General features: G+C 32.9%; 17 protein-coding genes and 2 pseudogenes. All 19 read right to left on the bottom strand.

The annotated features are described in order from the left end of the window. Window positions 1-77 precede the first annotated feature (77 nt). Window positions 78-410 carry a YpoC family protein gene (locus tag ACY191_RS09105; RefSeq protein ID WP_042738663.1) on the bottom strand — a complete coding sequence of 111 codons (333 nt, stop codon included), beginning with the start codon at window positions 408-410 and terminating at the stop codon, window positions 78-80. A 5-nt stretch (window positions 411-415) separates the two neighbouring features. Further along, on the bottom strand, window positions 416-1,075 hold the full coding sequence (gene nth, locus ACY191_RS09100) for an endonuclease III (RefSeq protein ID WP_042738662.1): 660 nt from the start codon (window positions 1,073-1,075) through the stop codon (window positions 416-418). Then, window positions 1,062-1,370: pseudogene (locus ACY191_RS09095) on the bottom strand (DnaD domain-containing protein); the annotation flags it as partial. The gene nth and the pseudogene ACY191_RS09095, both read right to left, overlap by 14 nt. 74 nt (window positions 1,371-1,444) lie before the next feature. Continuing rightward, window positions 1,445-1,751, bottom strand: a pseudogene (locus ACY191_RS09090) (DnaD domain-containing protein); the annotation flags it as partial. A 90-nt stretch (window positions 1,752-1,841) separates the two neighbouring features. Next, window positions 1,842-3,134 (bottom strand): asparagine--tRNA ligase, encoded by a 1,293-nt coding sequence (asnS, locus tag ACY191_RS09085; RefSeq protein WP_042738660.1) that lies wholly within the window; start codon window positions 3,132-3,134, stop codon window positions 1,842-1,844. A gap of 91 nt (window positions 3,135-3,225) precedes the next feature. Further along, on the bottom strand, window positions 3,226-5,928 hold the full coding sequence (locus ACY191_RS09080) for a helicase C-terminal domain-containing protein (RefSeq protein ID WP_042738659.1): 2,703 nt from the start codon (window positions 5,926-5,928) through the stop codon (window positions 3,226-3,228). Between the two features lie 30 nt (window positions 5,929-5,958). Continuing rightward, complete coding sequence (locus ACY191_RS09075) at window positions 5,959-6,930, bottom strand: biotin--[acetyl-CoA-carboxylase] ligase (RefSeq protein ID WP_229367217.1); 972 nt, start codon at window positions 6,928-6,930, stop codon at window positions 5,959-5,961. After that, window positions 6,917-8,122 carry a CCA tRNA nucleotidyltransferase gene (locus ACY191_RS09070; RefSeq protein WP_463270005.1) on the bottom strand — a complete coding sequence of 402 codons (1,206 nt, stop codon included), beginning with the start codon at window positions 8,120-8,122 and terminating at the stop codon, window positions 6,917-6,919. Before ACY191_RS09070 ends, ACY191_RS09075 begins: the two co-directional genes overlap by 14 nt. Beyond that, a complete protein-coding gene (gene bshA / locus ACY191_RS09065; protein WP_229367219.1) occupies window positions 8,115-9,263 on the bottom strand; it encodes an N-acetyl-alpha-D-glucosaminyl L-malate synthase BshA in 1,149 nt (382 codons plus the stop codon). Before bshA ends, ACY191_RS09070 begins: the two co-directional genes overlap by 8 nt. Window positions 9,264-9,290: 27 nt before the next feature. Continuing rightward, the gene (locus ACY191_RS09060) at window positions 9,291-9,608 is read right to left on the bottom strand and encodes a nucleotide pyrophosphohydrolase (RefSeq protein ID WP_229367220.1); all 318 of its coding nucleotides are present in this window, start codon (window positions 9,606-9,608) and stop codon (window positions 9,291-9,293) included. A 452-nt stretch (window positions 9,609-10,060) separates the two neighbouring features. Continuing rightward, window positions 10,061-10,756 carry a zinc metallopeptidase gene (locus ACY191_RS09055; protein WP_042738654.1) on the bottom strand — a complete coding sequence of 232 codons (696 nt, stop codon included), beginning with the start codon at window positions 10,754-10,756 and terminating at the stop codon, window positions 10,061-10,063. Between the two features lie 37 nt (window positions 10,757-10,793). Then, entirely contained in the window at window positions 10,794-11,396 is a 603-nt protein-coding gene (locus ACY191_RS09050; protein ID WP_042738653.1) for a DUF1405 domain-containing protein, read from the bottom strand. Window positions 11,397-11,400: 4 nt separating this feature from the next. Next, on the bottom strand, window positions 11,401-11,961 hold the full coding sequence (locus ACY191_RS09045) for a YpiB family protein (protein WP_042738652.1): 561 nt from the start codon (window positions 11,959-11,961) through the stop codon (window positions 11,401-11,403). A gap of 18 nt (window positions 11,962-11,979) precedes the next feature. Next, window positions 11,980-13,227, bottom strand: a complete 1,248-nt coding sequence (locus tag ACY191_RS09040) for a tetratricopeptide repeat protein (protein ID WP_042738651.1) — start codon at window positions 13,225-13,227, stop codon at window positions 11,980-11,982. A gap of 5 nt (window positions 13,228-13,232) precedes the next feature. After that, a complete protein-coding gene (gene aroA, locus ACY191_RS09035; protein WP_229367221.1) occupies window positions 13,233-14,531 on the bottom strand; it encodes a 3-phosphoshikimate 1-carboxyvinyltransferase in 1,299 nt (432 codons plus the stop codon). Between the two features lie 11 nt (window positions 14,532-14,542). Further along, window positions 14,543-15,610 (bottom strand): 3-dehydroquinate synthase, encoded by a 1,068-nt coding sequence (gene aroB / locus ACY191_RS09030; protein WP_229367222.1) that lies wholly within the window; start codon window positions 15,608-15,610, stop codon window positions 14,543-14,545. 36 nt (window positions 15,611-15,646) lie between these two features. Further along, window positions 15,647-16,813 carry a chorismate synthase gene (aroC, locus tag ACY191_RS09025; protein ID WP_042738648.1) on the bottom strand — a complete coding sequence of 389 codons (1,167 nt, stop codon included), beginning with the start codon at window positions 16,811-16,813 and terminating at the stop codon, window positions 15,647-15,649. 333 nt (window positions 16,814-17,146) lie between these two features. Continuing rightward, complete coding sequence (gene ndk, locus ACY191_RS09020; RefSeq protein ID WP_042738647.1) at window positions 17,147-17,596, bottom strand: nucleoside-diphosphate kinase; 450 nt, start codon at window positions 17,594-17,596, stop codon at window positions 17,147-17,149. Window positions 17,597-17,734: 138 nt separating this feature from the next. After that, on the bottom strand, window positions 17,735-18,688 hold the full coding sequence (locus tag ACY191_RS09015; RefSeq protein ID WP_042738646.1) for a polyprenyl synthetase family protein: 954 nt from the start codon (window positions 18,686-18,688) through the stop codon (window positions 17,735-17,737). Between the last annotated feature and the right edge of the window lie 11 nt (window positions 18,689-18,699).

The following is an 18,699-nucleotide window of genomic DNA, read 5'->3' as shown; positions in this document are numbered from 1 at the left end:
GTTCATTTGTAAAGTAATATTAATAGTCAAAATTAAGCGCCTATAAGTAATAGCCATTAAAAACACTGTCATTTTTGTTATTGCTGTTCCCTTTTAAGCTTAAGTTGATATGCGGCATTCATTTTAATAAGTTCGGTTTTTAGTGTTTTCATTTGTCTATAACCCATGAAATGATGCTTACGCTCTATCATGTAAGTATAGCGCTCTTCAAAGTTCATAGGTACAACTGGATACGAAGACAATAGGTTTAGTTCAATTTGATCAATTTGATTAATTTGTTTGAAATACGCAACAAGTAAATCGAAATAGCTATCTAATGCAGTAATGGCCTCAGGTTTCTTTAATTGCTTATTTTTGGCAAACATATCTAATTGCTTTTCCAGTTCAATAAAATCCTCTTTTACTATCATAAATATCACGCTTCTTTCAAACTTGCTTTAAATCGTTTCTGTCCTTCTCTGCATTCTTCAAATAATGGACAAATATCACATTTTGGACTTCTAGCTAAGCAATGGTAACGTCCGAAAAATATAAGTTGGTGATGCGTTTTATTCCAACGCTCACGAGGTACAACTTTGCACAGTTTATCTTCTACTTGACGTACATTATCTTTCCAGCGACAAATCCCTAAACGCTTAGAAACCCTTTCAACATGTGTATCTACAGCTAATGAAGGTTCTCCAAATGCAACACTCATTACAACATTTGCGGTTTTTCTGCCGACGCCGGCAAGACTTTCTAGTTCTTGGTGTGTTTCAGGAATTTTACCATCAAATTTAACGAGCAGTGATTGACATAACTTTTGAATGTTTTTAGCTTTATTTCTATATAAGCCTATTGTTTTTATATCATTTTCTAATTCTGTTAGTTCTACATTTAAATAATCTTCTGGTGTCTTATATTTTTGAAATAAATTTTTAGTTAATTTATTAACAGAAATATCTGTAGTCTGAGCAGATAATAAGACTGCGATTGTAAGTTCAAATGGATTGTCATGAACCAATTCGCATTCTGCATTTGGAAACATGTTTGCTATGACATCTACCATTTCTAGTGCTTTTTTATTGCTGATCATCTGGATTCTCCCCATTTAGCCAGTCAAACTTAGGTACTTTTTGTACTGTATGTTTCATTTGAGGTTGATTAAATTGACGGCTTATTTTTTTAGAATCTTCAATGGTTTTAACATTGTTTTTCTTCCAATTAAGTAGGATACGGTCAATGTATTTAAAGCTGAGTTTATTTTGAATTGTGGCCTCGTCTAATGCTGCTTGAATGACCGACAGTTCATGATGGTCAACATCTAACCATTGATTAATTGTTTCTATTTCATAAGGTGACAAAGCCCTACCAAAGGTTTGTTCTATATTTTTAAAGACATTTTCAAATGCTAAAGTATTATCTTCAGCTATCTCTTCTTCCTCTATTGAATCAATAATTTCACTTAACCTTGTATAAAATTTATCAAGATTCATATACTCGGTAAATTTACCTTCTTCATCTTTACTAACGTTTAATTCTAGTAAATCATATTGGATTAAACGTTGAATGATAGCAGTAATTTCCCTTGAGTCTAATGTGCTACCTTGTTGTAAAGTTTCAATTGACGGTTGTTTATTTGAAATTTCTGCACTATGCAAAAGTTTAATTAGAATAATTAGCTCAGTCTCGTTTAACCCCATGTCAGAATAATGGTCTAATAATTCCTTTCGTATTATAACAGGTCTTGATTTTAATTGTTCAATGTTCATATATATCACTCCAATCAACCAGAATTGTTATAAAAGCGCCCAGTCAAAAATTTGAGACTGGACGCAAAATGAAAATTAATAACACATTATTTATGGATATAAACGATTTAATAAACGTGGGAACGGCGAAGTTTCACGGACATGTTCAACGCCTGATAACCATGCAACTGTTCTTTCTAATCCTAATCCAAAACCACTATGAGGTACACTACCGTAACGACGTAAATCTAGGTAGTAACTATAACTTTCAGGGTCTAATTCGTATTCGTTGATACGTTGTTCTAATAAGGCTAAATCATTAATACGTTCAGAACCACCGATAATTTCACCATAACCCTCAGGTGCAATTAAATCAGCACATAATACTGTATCTTCATTGTCAGGATTTGGCTGCATATAAAATGGCTTTATCTTAGTCGGATAATTTGTAATAAATACTGGTAAATCATAGTGATTTGCAATAGCTGTTTCATGAGGTGCACCAAAGTCTTCGCCCCATTCAATATCATCAAAGCCTTGTTCTTTTAAGAAAACAACAGCATCATCATATGTGATACGTGGGAATGGTGTAGTTACCTTTTCAAGCTTTGAAGTATCTCTTTCTAATGCATTTAATTCTAATTTACAGTTGTTTAATACAGATTTCACGACATGTGTAACATATTGCTCTTGCACTTCTAAACTTTGTATATGATCACAAAACGCCATCTCTGGTTCAATCATCCAAAATTCAATTAAATGGCGTCGTGTTTTAGACTTTTCGGCTCTGAATGTTGGACCGAATGAGAATACACGACCATGTGCCATAGCTGCTGCTTCCATATATAATTGACCACTTTGTGATAAAAATGCATCTTGATCAAAGTATTTCGTATGGAACAATTCGCTTGTTCCTTCTGGTGCGCTTGCAGTTAAAATTGGTGGGTCGATTTTTGTGAAACCATTATCATTGAAGAATTCATATGTCGCACGAATGATTTCGTTTCTGATTTTCATAACAGCATGTTGCTTTTTAGAGCGTAGCCATAAATGACGATGGTCCATTAAAAATTCAGTACCGTGATTTTTCGGTGTAATTGGGTAATCATGTGCTTCTGCAATGACTTCTATTGATTTCACTTGCATTTCATAACCCAAATCAGAACGTGTATCTTCTGTAATCGTACCTGTAACATATAAAGAAGATTCTTGTGTAACCTCTTTAGCCAGTTTGAATATATCTTCTGAAACATCCGCTTTTACTACAACACCTTGCATAAAACCAGTGCCGTCTCTTAATTGTAAGAAAGCAATCTTCCCACTTGAACGTTTATTTGTTAACCATGCGCCTATTGTTACTTCTTGGTTAAGGTATTGTTTAGCTTGCTTAATCGTTGTTTTCATAACCAGTCTCCTAATATTCATAATCTACTTTTATTTATCCTAATATATTTTAACAAAATACGTAACTCAGTTCTAGTTGCGTGTGTTAACTTTATGGTTTGTTATGTTCATCTTTTTTTATTTTTTTCAATAAACTTGAAAATTGTTTTATGTCGCCTTTGTTTTGTTTATAGTTTTCTAATGCTTGCTCAAAAAATTGCTTATAATTACTACGCACGAGTCGATCATCGAATGAAACGATAATACCTTTATCTTGTTCACCACGAATTAATCGACCTAACCCTTGACGAAATCGAGTTACTGCATCTGGTAAAACATAATCTTTAAAGGTCGATGCAAATTCAGTATCCATTAACCAATACTTAGTATTATTTTGATTCATAAATGGCAATTTTGCTATCATTACACATTTAATACCGTTTGATTGAAAATCGAAACCTTCGAAAAAAGTGCCTGTCCCTAGCAAAATGGATTTATCAAAGCTATTAAATTGTTGCACAATTTTATAATTCTGATTTTGTTGTTGCGTGAGAATAACATAATCTTCAAATTCAGGTAACTCATTGAGTAATTCTTGTACCATATGCATCATTTTATAACTCGTAAATAAGATTAAACATTTGGACTCAACGTTAGTTGTATATTCGACAACGTAGTTAACAATAGATGTAACGTAATCATTGATATTTTTATAGTTATAAGATGAAACATCGTTTGGTATAAATACCGTAGTTTGTTTACGATTTGATATAGTAGAATCAATTTCAAAAGTATTGAATTTGGCATCCTTATTAAACCATTGTTTAAAGCTTTCAAACGAATGATTAAAGGTTAATGTACCTGAGATAAATGTAAGTGAATTGAACTTATCCAACACTTGCTTTGTTAATATATCCTTTACTTCATAATCCTTTACATTTAAGCGAATGGTTGATTTTTGATTTAAATTTTTAATTGATAAATAACTTGTATGGTTATTTTTTAAACTATGTTCAATATCTTTGAAGCGGTCATTAATATATAGAATTTGCTTCCGTACAGATTTTATCGTTTTGTGGCTCATACCATTGAAAAACTCAAGTGTCATATTTAATTTATGAATAATGGCATGTAAATCTTGCAAAATTGGAGACACATCAAAGTGATAAACAAAATGCACTTTGTGTATTTCGTCATCGTGTACATCAGTTTGCTTGATCAATTCATACATAGTATTAAAAAGTTGCTCATTTAAATCATGAATTTCATTTATATTTGTTTTTAGTCCAAATACATCAATTGGTGGAATATCAAGTTTTTCTAAGATGCGCTGTTGTTCTAATGTATCAATTGCTTTTAGTAATTTTTCATTTTCTGTTTTACCGATTAGACCTAGTTGATATTTTATATCTGAGTAACTCAGCTCATTTGTGACTTGATTCAAAGCATAATCAGGTAAACGATGTGCTTCATCTATAATACAATCATCGAATAATTGATAAATTGTATTATCATGCGAAGCATTTATTAAGTGCGCATGATTAGTAATACCAATTTGTATATTTTGGGCATTACGCTTTATAAAATTAAAGTAATGAATGTCATTGCGCACCGGTACATAGGTTTCGAGCTTTTGTTCGAAGTACATTTTCTGTCCGCCTTTTAAATCAAGCTCTTGAATATCACCAGTTTCAGTTTCTGTTATCCAAATAAGTAACTGCATTTTCAATATATTTACTTCGTAATTTGTCGATTCGTCTTTAAGTATTTGGCTTATCAATCCTAAAGCAATATAATCACGTTTACTTTTAATTAATGACGCATTTATTTTGAAATTCAATGCCTTTTTTAAAGCAGGGATATCTTTAATAAGTAATTGATTTTGTAATAATTTCGTATTTGTAGAAATCATTACATGTTTACCAGTCTCAATATTATACATTATCGCTGCAAGTAAGTAGGCAATTGACTTTCCGCTTCCTAAAGGGGCCTCGATCATTGCTTTTTCACTATGCATTAATTGTTCTAGGATAATTTCAGCTAGATATAATTGCTGCGGTCTATAAGTGAGGTTTAACTCCTCAGTCACCATTGTATATAAATCTTTTAATGTACCTTCAAAATTAACTTTAGGTGCTTTAAAGTCCGTTTGCTTCTTATATATTATTTGTTCGAATTGCTCATAATGTTGATCTAATGTCTCTTGGTTATGATTGCGCACCATTTCAAAGATAATGTCATATAAGTCATACTTTAAGTTTTTACTTAAATAATATAGTTGCTTTAAAGTATCGAGTGGTAATGATTCGAACTTTTCAAAGGCAAGTATCATTAATTGTGCCGTTGTTTCTGCATCTTCATCCGCTCTATGTGCATTATCCAATGCAATACCATGCGCTTCTGCTAATTCACTAAGTTGGTAACTCTTATCTGTTGGAAATGCTACTTTAAACAACTCTAATGTATCCAGCACTTTTTTAGGACGATATTTTATATTACAAGATTTAAAAGACTTCTTAATGAAATTTAAATCAAAAGCGACATTGTGTGCCACAAATATACAACCATCTAATTGTTTATAGATGTCTTCGGCAATTTGATGAAAATAAGGAGCTTGATTTAGCATTTTGTCTTCAATTGAGGTCAATGCCTGAATAAAAGGAGGAATATCTAAATCAGTTTTAATTAATGAATGATAGGTGCCAATGATTTTATTCTCACGAACGAACGTAATGCCAATTTGTATAATTTCATCATAGTCTAATTGATTACCTGTCGTTTCTAAATCAACGACTGCATAACAAGGTGTATTCATCTGTATTCCTCCTTTCGCTTAATTATGACTTTAAAACTCTATGTCAGCACTGATTAATTTATGTTGTTGATTTTCATTATCTATTACGATTAGCACGCCATCATTATCAATGTCTAGTACTTTACCTAAAAATTGATTACCATTTTCCGTGAATTTTAATTCCTTATTCCAAATATTAGAAGCATCAATATATTCCTCACGTATTGTAGAAAATGGTTCTGAAATAAATTGGTTATAACGGTATTCTATATGCTTAACTAATGCTTGTAAAAAATAGTAACGATTGATTATATCATTTGAATTTATTCTAATACTAGTGGCCTTTTCAATTAATTCACCAGTGAAATCAGCTTGAGATTGATTCATGTTGATTCCAATACCACAAATGACTGCTTCTATGCCATCACTATTAGCTACCATTTCAGTTAAAAAGCCACAAACCTTTTTACCATCAATATAGATGTCGTTTGGCCATTTGACAGTTACTCTTTTTTCAGAAAATTGTTGAATTGCATCTCTAATACCTAAAGCCATAAACAAATTGAATTTAGTTATAGTATCAAATGGTACATTAGGACGCAAAACAATGGACATCCATAGGCCTTTACCTTTTGATGACGCCCATGGTCGGTTAAAGCGACCTTTTCCTTCTGTTTGCTCATCGCTAAGGATTAAATAGGTATCGCTGTTACCCACAAGCTTTTGTTTGGCTAATATCTGAGTAGATGGTGTCGATTCTATTACTTCAATATGATTAAAAAGATTTTGTGCTTTAATAATTGGTTGTACAATGCCACTATACCATTTTTCTGGGAGTTGTATTAAGCGATGACCTCTATGATTTATGGACTCAATTTCACAGCCTTCTAATTTTAATTGATCAATAATTTTTTTGACAGCCGTACGCGAAATCGTTAATTGTTCGGCAATAAACTGCCCAGAAATATAATCTGGCTGATGTTGATATAAAATTTGTATTACATCTTTACTATATTTTGACATGTGTTTTCACCCATTCTAAAATTTCATTCTTCTGATTGTTTATTTCTCCACGAATAATGGCACATTCGATATCGCGTAATAATAGTTTTAACCATGCGCCACCAGGCTGATTTAAAGTGGTCAATATGTCATTACCATTAATTGCAATCTGTTTTCTTGAAGTTATCGGTAGTTGAGCATAAGTTTCATTAATTGTGTCTCTATTAACAATTAATGGTTGCAGGTCAATAATTTGATTATCGTGTAATAATTCAGAGTGGTTTAATACATTAATAATATCTACTTTGCCGTAATCATAAACAAAATATTTTAAATCATTTTTACTTGAAATATTAGGAATAGTTTGGATCAACTGTTCATATTTTGTTATTGCTTTCTTTTCCTGATTACTTATTTTTAACATTGATAAAGAAGCCTCTACCATAGGTTGTTGAACTTTCAAAGCAGCAATTAGTAAAGTGAAATCGACAGGTAGGTTGACTTGGAATTTTGTAAAATCAAATTGATTAAAGTAAGTTATATAGTTGAATGCATTTAAGGATTTTAAATTATTATAACTTTGAGTGATATACTTTCCAGTAAATAATTTTTTTAATTCAACAATTATTCGCTCAATTGAAAGATGCTCAATACTAGCAATGTGTGATTTCATTCCTAAATAAGTTGATTCTTCCAGCATAAATCCAAGTTGTGCTTGAAATCTGAGTCCTCTAATAATACGCAATGCATCTTCGTTAAATCTTTCGGCAGCATCACCTACTGTACGAATGATTTTATTTTCAATGTCCTGTTGTCCATTAAAGTAATCAAGTATACGATAGTGCGTATCCATGGCGATTGCATTCATCGTAAAATCACGTCGCTTTACATCTTCATATAAATCTCGGACGAAATAGACTGCATTAGGTCGACGATGGTCATCGTATTCCCCTTCAGCTCTAAATGTTGTGATTTCATATTGTTCATGTTTATAAACTACATTAATAGTGCCATGTTCCCTACCAATTGGAATTGTTTTGTCAAAAATTGCTTCAATTTCATCTGGTGTTGCACTGGTTGTGATATCAATGTCATGAATTTCTTTATGCATTAAATAATCTCGAACAGAGCCACCGACGAAATATGCTTGATAATCATGTGTGATCAAGTTGTTTAATATAGGTTGAGCTGCTTCAAAAATAGATTTATTCATTGTTTCCCTCTAACATTTTTCTATAATAATACTCATATTGATCTGCAATTAAATCTGATGCAAAACGTTGTTCTACATCTGCTAACATTTTCGTTTGCATTTCTTTATATAAATTGTCATCAAGTAGTAGTTTTTTAGCATATTTACTAGCTGAGTCACTATCTCCAACATCAACTAAATAACCTGTTGATTCATGTTTAATGACTTCCTTTATGCCTCCTGCTGTAGAACCAATTGGCACCACACCAGATTTCATAGCTTCCAGTAATGTAAGTCCAAAACTTTCCTTTTCACTCAGTAATAAAACTAAATCAGCTATCTGATAAAATTCACTCACCCAGTCTTGTTTACCAAGGAATAATACATGTTCCTCAACAGCTAAGTCTTTGGCTTTTTGCTTCATGTCCATTAATTCTGGGCCATCACCCAATAATAATAACTTAGAAGGTATTTCTTGTTGTACCTTTGCAAATGTTTCAATAATTGTATCGATACGCTTGACTGCTCTAAAGTTAGACACATGGATGAATACCTTTTCGTTATCTTTTATACCATAACATGCTTTTAAGTGCTTACTTTTTTCTGATAGTTCATCAGATTTAGTTGGAAATTCATTTTCACGAACAAAATTATAAATCGGAACGATATCTTTATCAGTTTCAATAATATCCTGTGTTTGTTGTGCTAATGATTCACTGACACTTGTTACAATATCACTTTCTTCAATACCAAATTTTATGGCATTTTTTAATGAATGATCGTAACCCAATACTGTAATATCTGTCCCATGTAATGTCGTCATAATTTTAATATTTTTATGCGACATATGTTTCGCCAATATACCGCATACGGCATGAGGTACTGCATAATGCATATGTAATAAGTCTAAATCGTATTCTTTGATAACTTCTGCAATTTTTGTACTTAGCGTTATATCATAAGGAGGATACTGAAAGACGGGGTATTGGTTGACTTCTACTTGATGGAACGTGATGTTAGGTAAAGGCTTGCGTATTCTAAATGGAATATTTGATGTTATAAAATGAATTTCATGACCACGTTCCGCTAATTTAATACCTAATTCTGTAGCAATAATGCCTGATCCACCCATAGATGGATAACATGTTATACCTATTTTCATAGTGTGCTACACCCCACAATCTCTATATTATTTACGTTCAAATCTATCTTTATCTCGTGTATTAAATTTTGTCATCGTTTCATCGAAGCTTTCTGACATATCGATGTCTAAAGAGTTAGCAATACAGAGTAAGACAAATAAATTGTCGCCTAGTTCTGCTTTAATTGTATTTTCAGCTTCTGAATCTTTTTTCTTTTTTTCGCCATAATAATGATTAATTTCTCTAGCTAACTCCCCTACTTCTTCTGTTAAGCGTGCAAGATTTGCTAATGGTGAAAAATATCCTGTTTTGAATTGGCTAATATATTCATCAACCTCATTTTGCATCTCATTCATTGTTTTCATCAAAGGATCCCTCTCAATCTTACGTTTTCTAATATAGTATAGCTTAAAATGATGATTCATGCATTATTCCTGCAATCTAGACATTTTCTGTAGCATATTTATAGCGTGTATGAGAATGATTTTATCAGTTAATAATGTTAAATAATCGTTTATGTTTGTTTAGTAAGAACTGGTCATGAAAAGATTGGAGCTGGTACATCATTCAGCGAATATTCACCACTAAATGCGTGGATATTCAAGGACTAATCATTTAAAGTACAATAGTTTGTATGATTAGGATCTATTTACTGAAATTCGCACACAAGTTAGTTTTCCACTGGCATAGTTTCCTTAGCCATATCAACAGGGTATTTCGAAAATATGATGTCTTAACATAAAAAAAGAGCTAATCCATAACGGAATAGCTCTTTTATTTTGAGAATGGGCATTTAAGCTCCAAACTCGACTATTTATTATTCACTTGAACGTGCGATTAGAATGAAACGTGCAAGTTCTGCTAACGCTACTGCAGTTGAAGCTACATAAGTCATAGCTGCCGCTGATAATACTTTCTTAGCGTGTTTATATTCTTTTTCATTTACAATATCTAAACTCTGTATTTGTTTCATAGCTCGACTACTCGCATTGAATTCAACCGGTAGTGTTACGATAGAGAAGAGCACTGCAAATGACATAAACGCAATTCCAATCCATAACGCTGTGGAACCTAAAGTACTGTGTAAAGTAGTTAAAATAATACCAGCAAAAACTGCTAAATATCCAATTGAACTACCAATATTTGCCAAAGGTACCAGTGATGTTCTGAATTTCAAGAAGAAATAGCCTTGTGCATGTTGTATTGCATGACCAACTTCGTGTGCTGCAATCGCAGTTCCCGCTACCGAAGGACGGCTAAAGTTTGCAGGTGATAATACTACAACTTTCTTTCTAGGATCGTAATGATCAGTTAAGAAACCATTCCCTTCGACGACATCTACATCATAAATGCCATTCGCATGTAGTATTTCTAATGCAACTTCTTGACCGGTCTTGCCACTTGTTGATCTAACTTGTGAATATTTCTCATAATTCGATTTAACTTTGTGCTGTGCCCATAGAGGGAGTACCATTAAGATAACAAAGTAAACTATCATATAGATAAAAGACAAAAATCCTCACTCCTTTAGTTATATTTTACTGTGAACGTTAAGGAAGGTCAAATAATTTAGTCTTTTTAAATCGGGTTAAATATAAATAAAGTACGAGTGGAATTACACTTAATGTAAATGCTAAGTAGGCCACGCCTTCAATATGTCTAGCAATAAAGTCATAAAAAGGATACTGCATAAAGACATAATCAATTATATCGTTATTAAATACCCAAATCATACTGATTAAGAAGCCAAGTAGTGTTACTTTCATTCTCGGATAAAATAGTAAGGCTTGGATTGCCATAATGCCATGAGAGAGTATCAACATACATCCAATTACAGTTACATGATCATACTGTATAAACATAATCACATTCATGATTACTGCCCAAACGCCATACTTTATTAATGTTGTAAAAGCGAGCGCTTCTACGATAGGTAATTGCTTACCTAGCATAAAGCCTATAATCGCAATACATAGAAACAACGAAGCGGTTGGACTATCAGGCACAAACGGTTTGAATTGCCAACTCGTTGCTTGTAATTGTGTACCATACCAAATATAACCATATATTGTGCCTAAGACATTACAGATTAATAAAAAAGAAAGTATTATTTTATTGTAGATACATAGCTGCCAAATTGTTGTTATGTTCATAGATTTATTCCCTCAAACCTGAATTAACATTTCTTGATTTAAAAGTATTTAATATTTGTGATAATTGATAGAACAATGGTCGATCATGCAATTGCAAACTCAAATCTATATTGGATTGTAAATGCTGAATAATTGAGCGTTCACTTTTTTTGGTTAGAGGTATGCTATAGATATCTTGCATATATAATGCATAATATGGTGAATTGAGTAGTTGATTAAGCAACAGCTCGTCTAAACGAGGTTCTCTAACATCCTCTTCCTCAAAATGTAATTTGACATCGAATGCAAATTTCGACTTCACGACATAATTAAATATTTCGTCATTATTAATCAATTGTTTGTCACTCAGTATCAAACGAATCGCAATTTTATTCGCATTAACTACCGACATCTCTAATGTATTATGTGTAGGTATAATTTCATCTACAAAATGTATGTTTTGCAAAACATCTGGTGCTGATTTTAAATAATTCAGCACCCATACGCTGATACGTGACTTAAAACGATATTGAAATAATATATATTCTATAAAAGATGATTTCATCTGTTGCAATGTGTCAGCCAAACAGTTCACCTTCCTCGACTAGTAAGATGTTAATCTTTCGGCCTCATCATGCCATGTTTCATTACTCGGCTCTAACTCTAATAATTGATTTAATATTGATTTAGCCTGTTCTACTTTACCAATTTCAATTAAATAGTAGTAATAATCACTTAAGAATGCCGATTGACTTTGTAATGTTGGATATGCTAATTCAAAGAAATGTTGAGCCTCTTTATCACGTTCTTCCTGTCCAAGCGCAAATGCGAGATGCCACATAAATACTGGATCTAAATCCTCTTCATCCACATATTGTAAAAGTCCAATTAAACTTTCGTAATCTTCTTCTGAACGGTACAAGTCACTAAGAATTAACAATGGTTCTTGATAAGCATTGTCTACTTCCAATGCTTGAATCAATAATTGAACGCCTTCATTTGCATCACCGTGTTCAATTTGAATGCTACCAGTTGACACCATCAACTCTTTATAGAATTGACTTAGTCTCAATCCCTCTTTACCAATTTCAATTGCGTCAGCATGATTATGTTCATTTTCATATAATTGCTGTAAATAGAAATAACCTTGTAAAAAGTCTGGGTCTTTTGATAGTAAAGTAGTTACAAGTTTAATGGCTTCTTGTGTTAAGTCATTCTTTTCATAGGCGATTGCTTTTTTCAAATAATCTTCAGAATTCATTTCATCTTCGTTCATTTCGTCAAACATTTTTATGGCATCGCTATAATTACCACTTTGTAAACTACAATCTGCCAATCGTGCGAATAAATTAATCGTATTCACTTCATATTCGCCAGTCTCTAATACTGTTTCATATTCCGATGCAGCTCTTAGATATTGGCCATCAAAATATAATAACTCAGCTAAAGCAAAATGAATAATTGGATCATTTGGTTCAAGCTCAATTGCTTCTACTAATTTGTCAATTGCTACTTCAATCATATTTAATTGTTGATACAGATCTGCTTCTAGCATTAGCCTTTCAGTAGATAATTCTACTTCGTTAAGATATTCTAAAGCTTCGTCAGTTTGATTTTCTGACATTAATCCTTCAATAAAATAAATTAAAAGTTCACTTTCATCTGGATACTTGTGATATAAAGTTCTAAAAACTTCTAATCCTTGAGGCATTAGTCCATAATTATATAACGTTTCTCCCAGTACAAATAAGGCGTCATCATTCGGTGAACTCAATGCCTCATTTACACGAGTGTCTAAGTTATCTAATTTTTGTAAGTTGATATCATCTATTAGTTTATAGATGTCTTCCATACTTTTTATCCCTCATTTTCTAATTGTTTTAACTTGTCCATAAACCCTGGGAAAGATACATTGACTGCATCAAATTGGTTAATCGTTAATGACTCTGAAGTTAAAAGGGAAGCGATAGCTAACATCATACCGATTCTATGGTCTGTATAACTATCTACCGTGGCAGTTTGCTCTAATGCTGATGGATGAATAATCATTCCATCGTTTGTTGGTTGCAATGTAAAACCTAATAAATTGAGCATGTTTGCTGTAGTGTCAATACGGTTAGTTTCTTTCACTTTTAATTCTTCTGCATCTTTAATGATACTCGTTCCATTCGCTTGTGTACATAAAAGTGCAATGATTGGTATTTCATCAATTGCTCTAGGTACCAAGTCCCCTTCTATATGTATTGGTTTCATATTGGGAGAATATTGCACGCGTATAGAAGCAGTAGGTTCAGCACCATTTGTTTGATTAAATAATGTAATGTTCCCTTCCATTTGAGTCACGATATCTATAATACCTGAACGGGTCGAGTTTATGCCAACATTATGAATTGTAATATCGCTATCAGGAGTGATTAACCCAGCAACAATAAAGTAAGCTGCAGATGATATATCACCTGGTACATTAAAGTCTGCTGCTTGAATATGCTCTATACCTTTAGGTGGTATTTCGATATAGCCGTCTTTTGTTTGAACAGGAATATTAAAGTGCTCGAACATTGTTTCACTATGATTTCTTGTAGTACCTAATTCTTTAATAGTTGTCTGTTCATCTGCGAATAAACTTGCAAACAAAATTGCACTTTTGACTTGGGCACTGGCAACTTCCATTTCGTAATTGATTCCTTTAATTTGTGCAGGTTTGATGATTAATGGAGTGTAGTTATTATCAATAGCAGTTATGTTGGCATCCATAGCAGTTAATGGCTTGAGAATTCTATCCATAGGTCTTTTGCCTATAGATTCATCACCGGATAGCACACTTTCAATTCCTAAACCACATAATAGTCCAGCAACTAATCTTGTTGTCGTTCCTGAATTTCCTGTATATAACACTTGGTGCGGTGTTTTAAAATGTTTATAGCCTGGTGAATCGATTTCGATTTTATTATCGGATACAAAGATATCAACGCCTAGTTTTTTGAAAATTTCAACTGTACGTAAACAATCTTCTCCGAGCAAAGGTTTGTTAATTGTTGATTTGCCAGTAGCTAATGAAGCTAACATTATCGCTCTATGTGTCATTGATTTATCGCCTGGGACCTCTATTTCACCAGTTAAAGGTCCATTAATTGCTATTGTCTCATTGTTTGTCATCTGTGGCCCTCCTACTTTTTAAAGTGCGCAACTAATAATTCGAAAGACTGAAGCAGTATTGATTTATCTACATGCTTTACGATTGGATTGCCAATACCGTCCAACAGAACCATTTGTACACCTTGTTGATTATTTTTTTTATCTTTTAACATCAATGCGTATAGTGCATCAAATTCAAATTGACTTATAATGTCTAAAGGATAGTTTAAGTCTTGTAAATATTGAATATAATGTTCGATATCAAAATCTTGATTTAGAACTTGATTACTAACAATAAATTGATAAATGATTCCTATCATCACTGCATGTCCATGAGGTATTTTAAAGGTATATTCAACAGCATGACCAAATGTATGACCTAAATTTAAATATTTTCGTACATTTGATTCCTTTTCATCCTGTAAAATAATATTCAGTTTAGTTTCAATTCCTTTATAAAGGTAGTATTCAATTTCATCTAATGCCTTAAGTTCAGTGGCATCACTATATTGCTGTTCGATTTCGCGCACTGCAGCCTCATTGTTTAATAAGGCATGTTTATAAACTTCCGCATAGCCGCTTAGCACTTCTGAAAATGGTAATGTTGTTAAGAAATTCAGATCATAGATAACAGCTTTCGGTCTATAAAATGCACCAATAAGATTTTTGCCATGTTGTGAATTAATACCAACCTTTCCACCAACACTAGAATCATGAGCTAGAATAGTCGTTGGAACTTGAATGAAATCTACACCACGTAAAAGTGTTGCTGCTAAAAAGCCAGTAAAATCGCCAGTAGCACCACCACCTATAGCGATTAAACATGTATCACGAGTTAATTGTCTGCTCAGTAATGCCTCAATTGTCTCTGCATAGAAGGTTAATGACTTAGTTGACTCTCCTGAAGGTATTATCACTTTATGTGCATCATATTCAGAAGTTAAAAAGGCTAATGCAGAAGACCATGTATTATTTACTGTGGCATCAACAACTAAGACGATATCTTTATAGCCTTGTATAAATTGATGTAATTGTTCTAATGCGTTATGTTCTACAATGATTGGATAGTTGTTAGAATTATAAGTCGTTTCTAATATCATGATTTCACCTAATTACATTTAATATTTTAATATTGCTTAATATTCAATATTAATTTGACGTTGTGCTTCAATTTGTTCTTTTAATTGGTCGATATGATTTGAATGGAACTCTTCTAATACAGCCTTTGCCAGTTCAAATGCTACGACATTTTCCATTACGACACTTGCTGCAGGCACTGCACAACTATCAGAACGTTCGATTGACGCTTTAAATGGCTCTTTGGTATTGATATCAACAGAATTCAATGGTTTATATAAAGTAGGGATTGGCTTCATCACGCCACTCACTACAATTGGCATACCATTGGACATACCGCCCTCGAAACCACCTAAATGGTTAGAACCTCTGTAATAACCTTGTTCTGCGTCATATAAAATTTCGTCTTGTACTTCACTACCAGGTAACTCAGCACATTTAAAACCTTCACCAAAGCTTACACCTTTAAAGGCATTAATACTAACTACACCTTGGGCAATTCTTCCGTCAAGCTTTCTATCATAATGTACATAACTTCCAATGCCTACTGGTACACCTTCTACTACTGTTTGAACAATACCACCTATTGTATCGCCGGCTTTTTTAGCTGCATCGATTTTATCTCTCATTTGTTGTGCTACGCTATCATCGATAACACGTACATCATTTTTATCTATATTGTCTTTAATTGTTTGTATGTCATATTCAGCATCATCTTTAACGCCGCCAATTTCAACTACACGACTATAAAAGTTTATGTCTAATTGTTTAAGTAGAATTTTAGCTACTGCACCTACAGCAACACGTGCAGCTGTTTCACGTGCAGATGAACGTTCTAATACATTTCTTAGATCTCTATGATTATATTTCATACCACCAATAAGGTCAGCATGTCCTGGACGTGGTTTTGTAATAACACGTTTCATGTTATCTTGTTCTTCTTCACTTATTGGTGCTGCACCCATAATGTTTTTCCAGTGAGTAAAATCATCGTTAGTAACAACAAGCGTAATTGGGCTGCCTAATGTATAGCCGTTTCTGACACCTGAAACGATTTCAATTGTGTCCTTTTCAATTTGCATACGTCGACCTCTACCATAGCCACCTTGACGCTTGAACATCTCTTCATTTATATCTTCTACATTAATTTCTAAATTCGCTGGTACACCTTCAATTATTACAGTTAACTGTGGACCATGTGATTCCCCAGAAGTTAAATATCTCATTATTTACCCACTCCGTTCTTTAGTACTTTAAATTGTTATATGTTCTATATCTTATCATATTCATTTAAGCAAATTAATAGAAAAATTTACAAATCTTAAATCTTAAGAAAATTCTATCATTTCTATTTGCATTAGTGTACCACTTGTAAAGAGAGTTATAAATAGCATAAAGTGTTTAGCATGCATTTATGTCATTATTTAAACGGAAAATACGTAGAATGTAATAGTGTGTGTAAAAAGGTGATATAACGTAATGTTAAAAGCGCATAAAAAATAAAACCCTTAAGAAATTCATCTCAAGGGTCTCAATTTTATAATATATGTAAAATGGTATTATTCATATAACCAAGTTTCGCGAGTCTCAGTATAATCGCTAAGTTCTTCAGGTTTGAACCACAAAGCAATCTCTTTCTTTGCAGATTCTACAGAATCAGATCCATGAATAATGTTTCTTCCAACTGTTAAACCTAAATCTCCTCTAATCGTACCAGGAGTTGCCTCAGATGGATTTGTCTTGCCAATAATATGACGCGAGATATGTACAGCATCTTCAGCTTCAACAACCATTGCAAATACTGGTGCAGAAGTAATGAATTCAATTAAATTGTTATAGAAAGGCTTGCTCTTATGTTCAGAGTAATGTTCTTCAGCAAGTGATTGTGGCACTGTCATTAATTTACCCCCCACAATCTTTAACCCCTTTTGTTCTATACGAGAAATAATTTCTCCAATTAAATTACGTTGTACCGCGTCCGGTTTAATCATTAAAAAAGTTCTTTCCATCTTGTGTAAATCCCCCTGTATTGTTGTTTAAGTGTAAAATTCGTTATACACAATAAGATATATCCAAATAAATATACTTATCCGATACATTCCTATATTAACAGGTAATTAAAGCGCTTTCAACGTTTTTCACATAACTTACACATTTCTTTTTCCAACTTTTTTAATAATCTTTTTAAATAATGGTTTTGCACTGTCATTTTCAAGTTCATCAATCAGACTCAAAGCTTTATCGAGATACTTATCACTAATTTCTTGGGCAGTTTGTATCACATTTGATTGACGTATTGTATTGATACATGCCTCAAATTCTGCTTTATTACTCTCAGGGCTAAGCGCTGCAATTTGTGTTTTAAATTCAGTGTTAACTTTCATTTCAAGCAGTACTGGCAATGTAAGATGACCATTCATTAAATCACTTCCTACAGGTTTGCCTAATTGCTTCTCCGTACTAGTAAAGTCAAGAATATCATCTACAATTTGAAAGCTCATACCTATATAATGACCAATCATTTTTAAATTGTGGATTGTTTTAATATCTGCACCTGCAGCAATAGCGCCAACTTCTGTAGATAATTGGATAAGCAATGCAGTTTTTCTATTGATACGTCTTAAATAATTAGTAATAGTTTGATTGCTGTTAAACTGGTCTTGAAATTGGAATAATTCTCCTTTGCAAACATCGACAATAGAGTGTGAAATAACTTTGTGAACCCGATTATCTTCTATATACGAAATATATTCTAAGCCTAATGCAAGTAAGAAATTGCCAGTTAATATAGCAGTGCTCTGATCCCATTTTTTAGAAATAGTTAAACGGCCACGGCGACGATCGCTCTTGTCTATCACATCGTCATGAACCAGTGTGGCCATGTGAATTAATTCTAATGCGACAGCTACTCTATACACATCTTCGCTTTCTGTTTCACCAAATTGTCCGCTTAAAATAGCGAATGCGGGTCTAACACGTTTTCCACCTGATGTGAATAAATGCTTGGCAGCAGCTTCTAGTGTCGGATCTTTGCTGATAATTGCTTGTTCGATTCTTTTTTCTACTTTTTTAATTTCGTTGTTCATGTTTAACTTTGACACGCTAATCACCT

Source organism: Staphylococcus sp. TCBT05 (genome assembly GCF_055179755.1).
This window is presented reverse-complemented; position numbering and strand designations above follow the sequence as displayed.

Coding starts and splice junctions, on each gene's coding strand:
- ACY191_RS09105 (WP_042738663.1), bottom strand. CDS start 410: ATGATAGTAAAAGAGGATTTTATTGAACTGGAAAAGCAATTAGATATG.
- nth (WP_042738662.1), bottom strand. CDS start 1,075: ATGATCAGCAATAAAAAAGCACTAGAAATGGTAGATGTCATAGCAAAC.
- asnS (WP_042738660.1), bottom strand. CDS start 3,134: ATGAAAACAACGATTAAGCAAGCTAAACAATACCTTAACCAAGAAGTA.
- ACY191_RS09080 (WP_042738659.1), bottom strand. CDS start 5,928: ATGAATACACCTTGTTATGCAGTCGTTGATTTAGAAACGACAGGTAAT.
- ACY191_RS09075 (WP_229367217.1), bottom strand. CDS start 6,930: ATGTCAAAATATAGTAAAGATGTAATACAAATTTTATATCAACATCAG.
- ACY191_RS09070 (WP_463270005.1), bottom strand. CDS start 8,122: ATGAATAAATCTATTTTTGAAGCAGCTCAACCTATATTAAACAACTTG.
- bshA (WP_229367219.1), bottom strand. CDS start 9,263: ATGAAAATAGGTATAACATGTTATCCATCTATGGGTGGATCAGGCATT.
- ACY191_RS09060 (WP_229367220.1), bottom strand. CDS start 9,608: ATGAAAACAATGAATGAGATGCAAAATGAGGTTGATGAATATATTAGC.
- ACY191_RS09050 (WP_042738653.1), bottom strand. CDS start 11,396: ATGAACATAACAACAATTTGGCAGCTATGTATCTACAATAAAATAATA.
- ACY191_RS09040 (WP_042738651.1), bottom strand. CDS start 13,227: ATGGAAGACATCTATAAACTAATAGATGATATCAACTTACAAAAATTA.
- aroA (WP_229367221.1), bottom strand. CDS start 14,531: ATGACAAACAATGAGACAATAGCAATTAATGGACCTTTAACTGGTGAA.
- aroB (WP_229367222.1), bottom strand. CDS start 15,610: ATGATATTAGAAACGACTTATAATTCTAACAACTATCCAATCATTGTA.
- aroC (WP_042738648.1), bottom strand. CDS start 16,813: ATGAGATATTTAACTTCTGGGGAATCACATGGTCCACAGTTAACTGTA.
- ndk (WP_042738647.1), bottom strand. CDS start 17,596: ATGGAAAGAACTTTTTTAATGATTAAACCGGACGCGGTACAACGTAAT.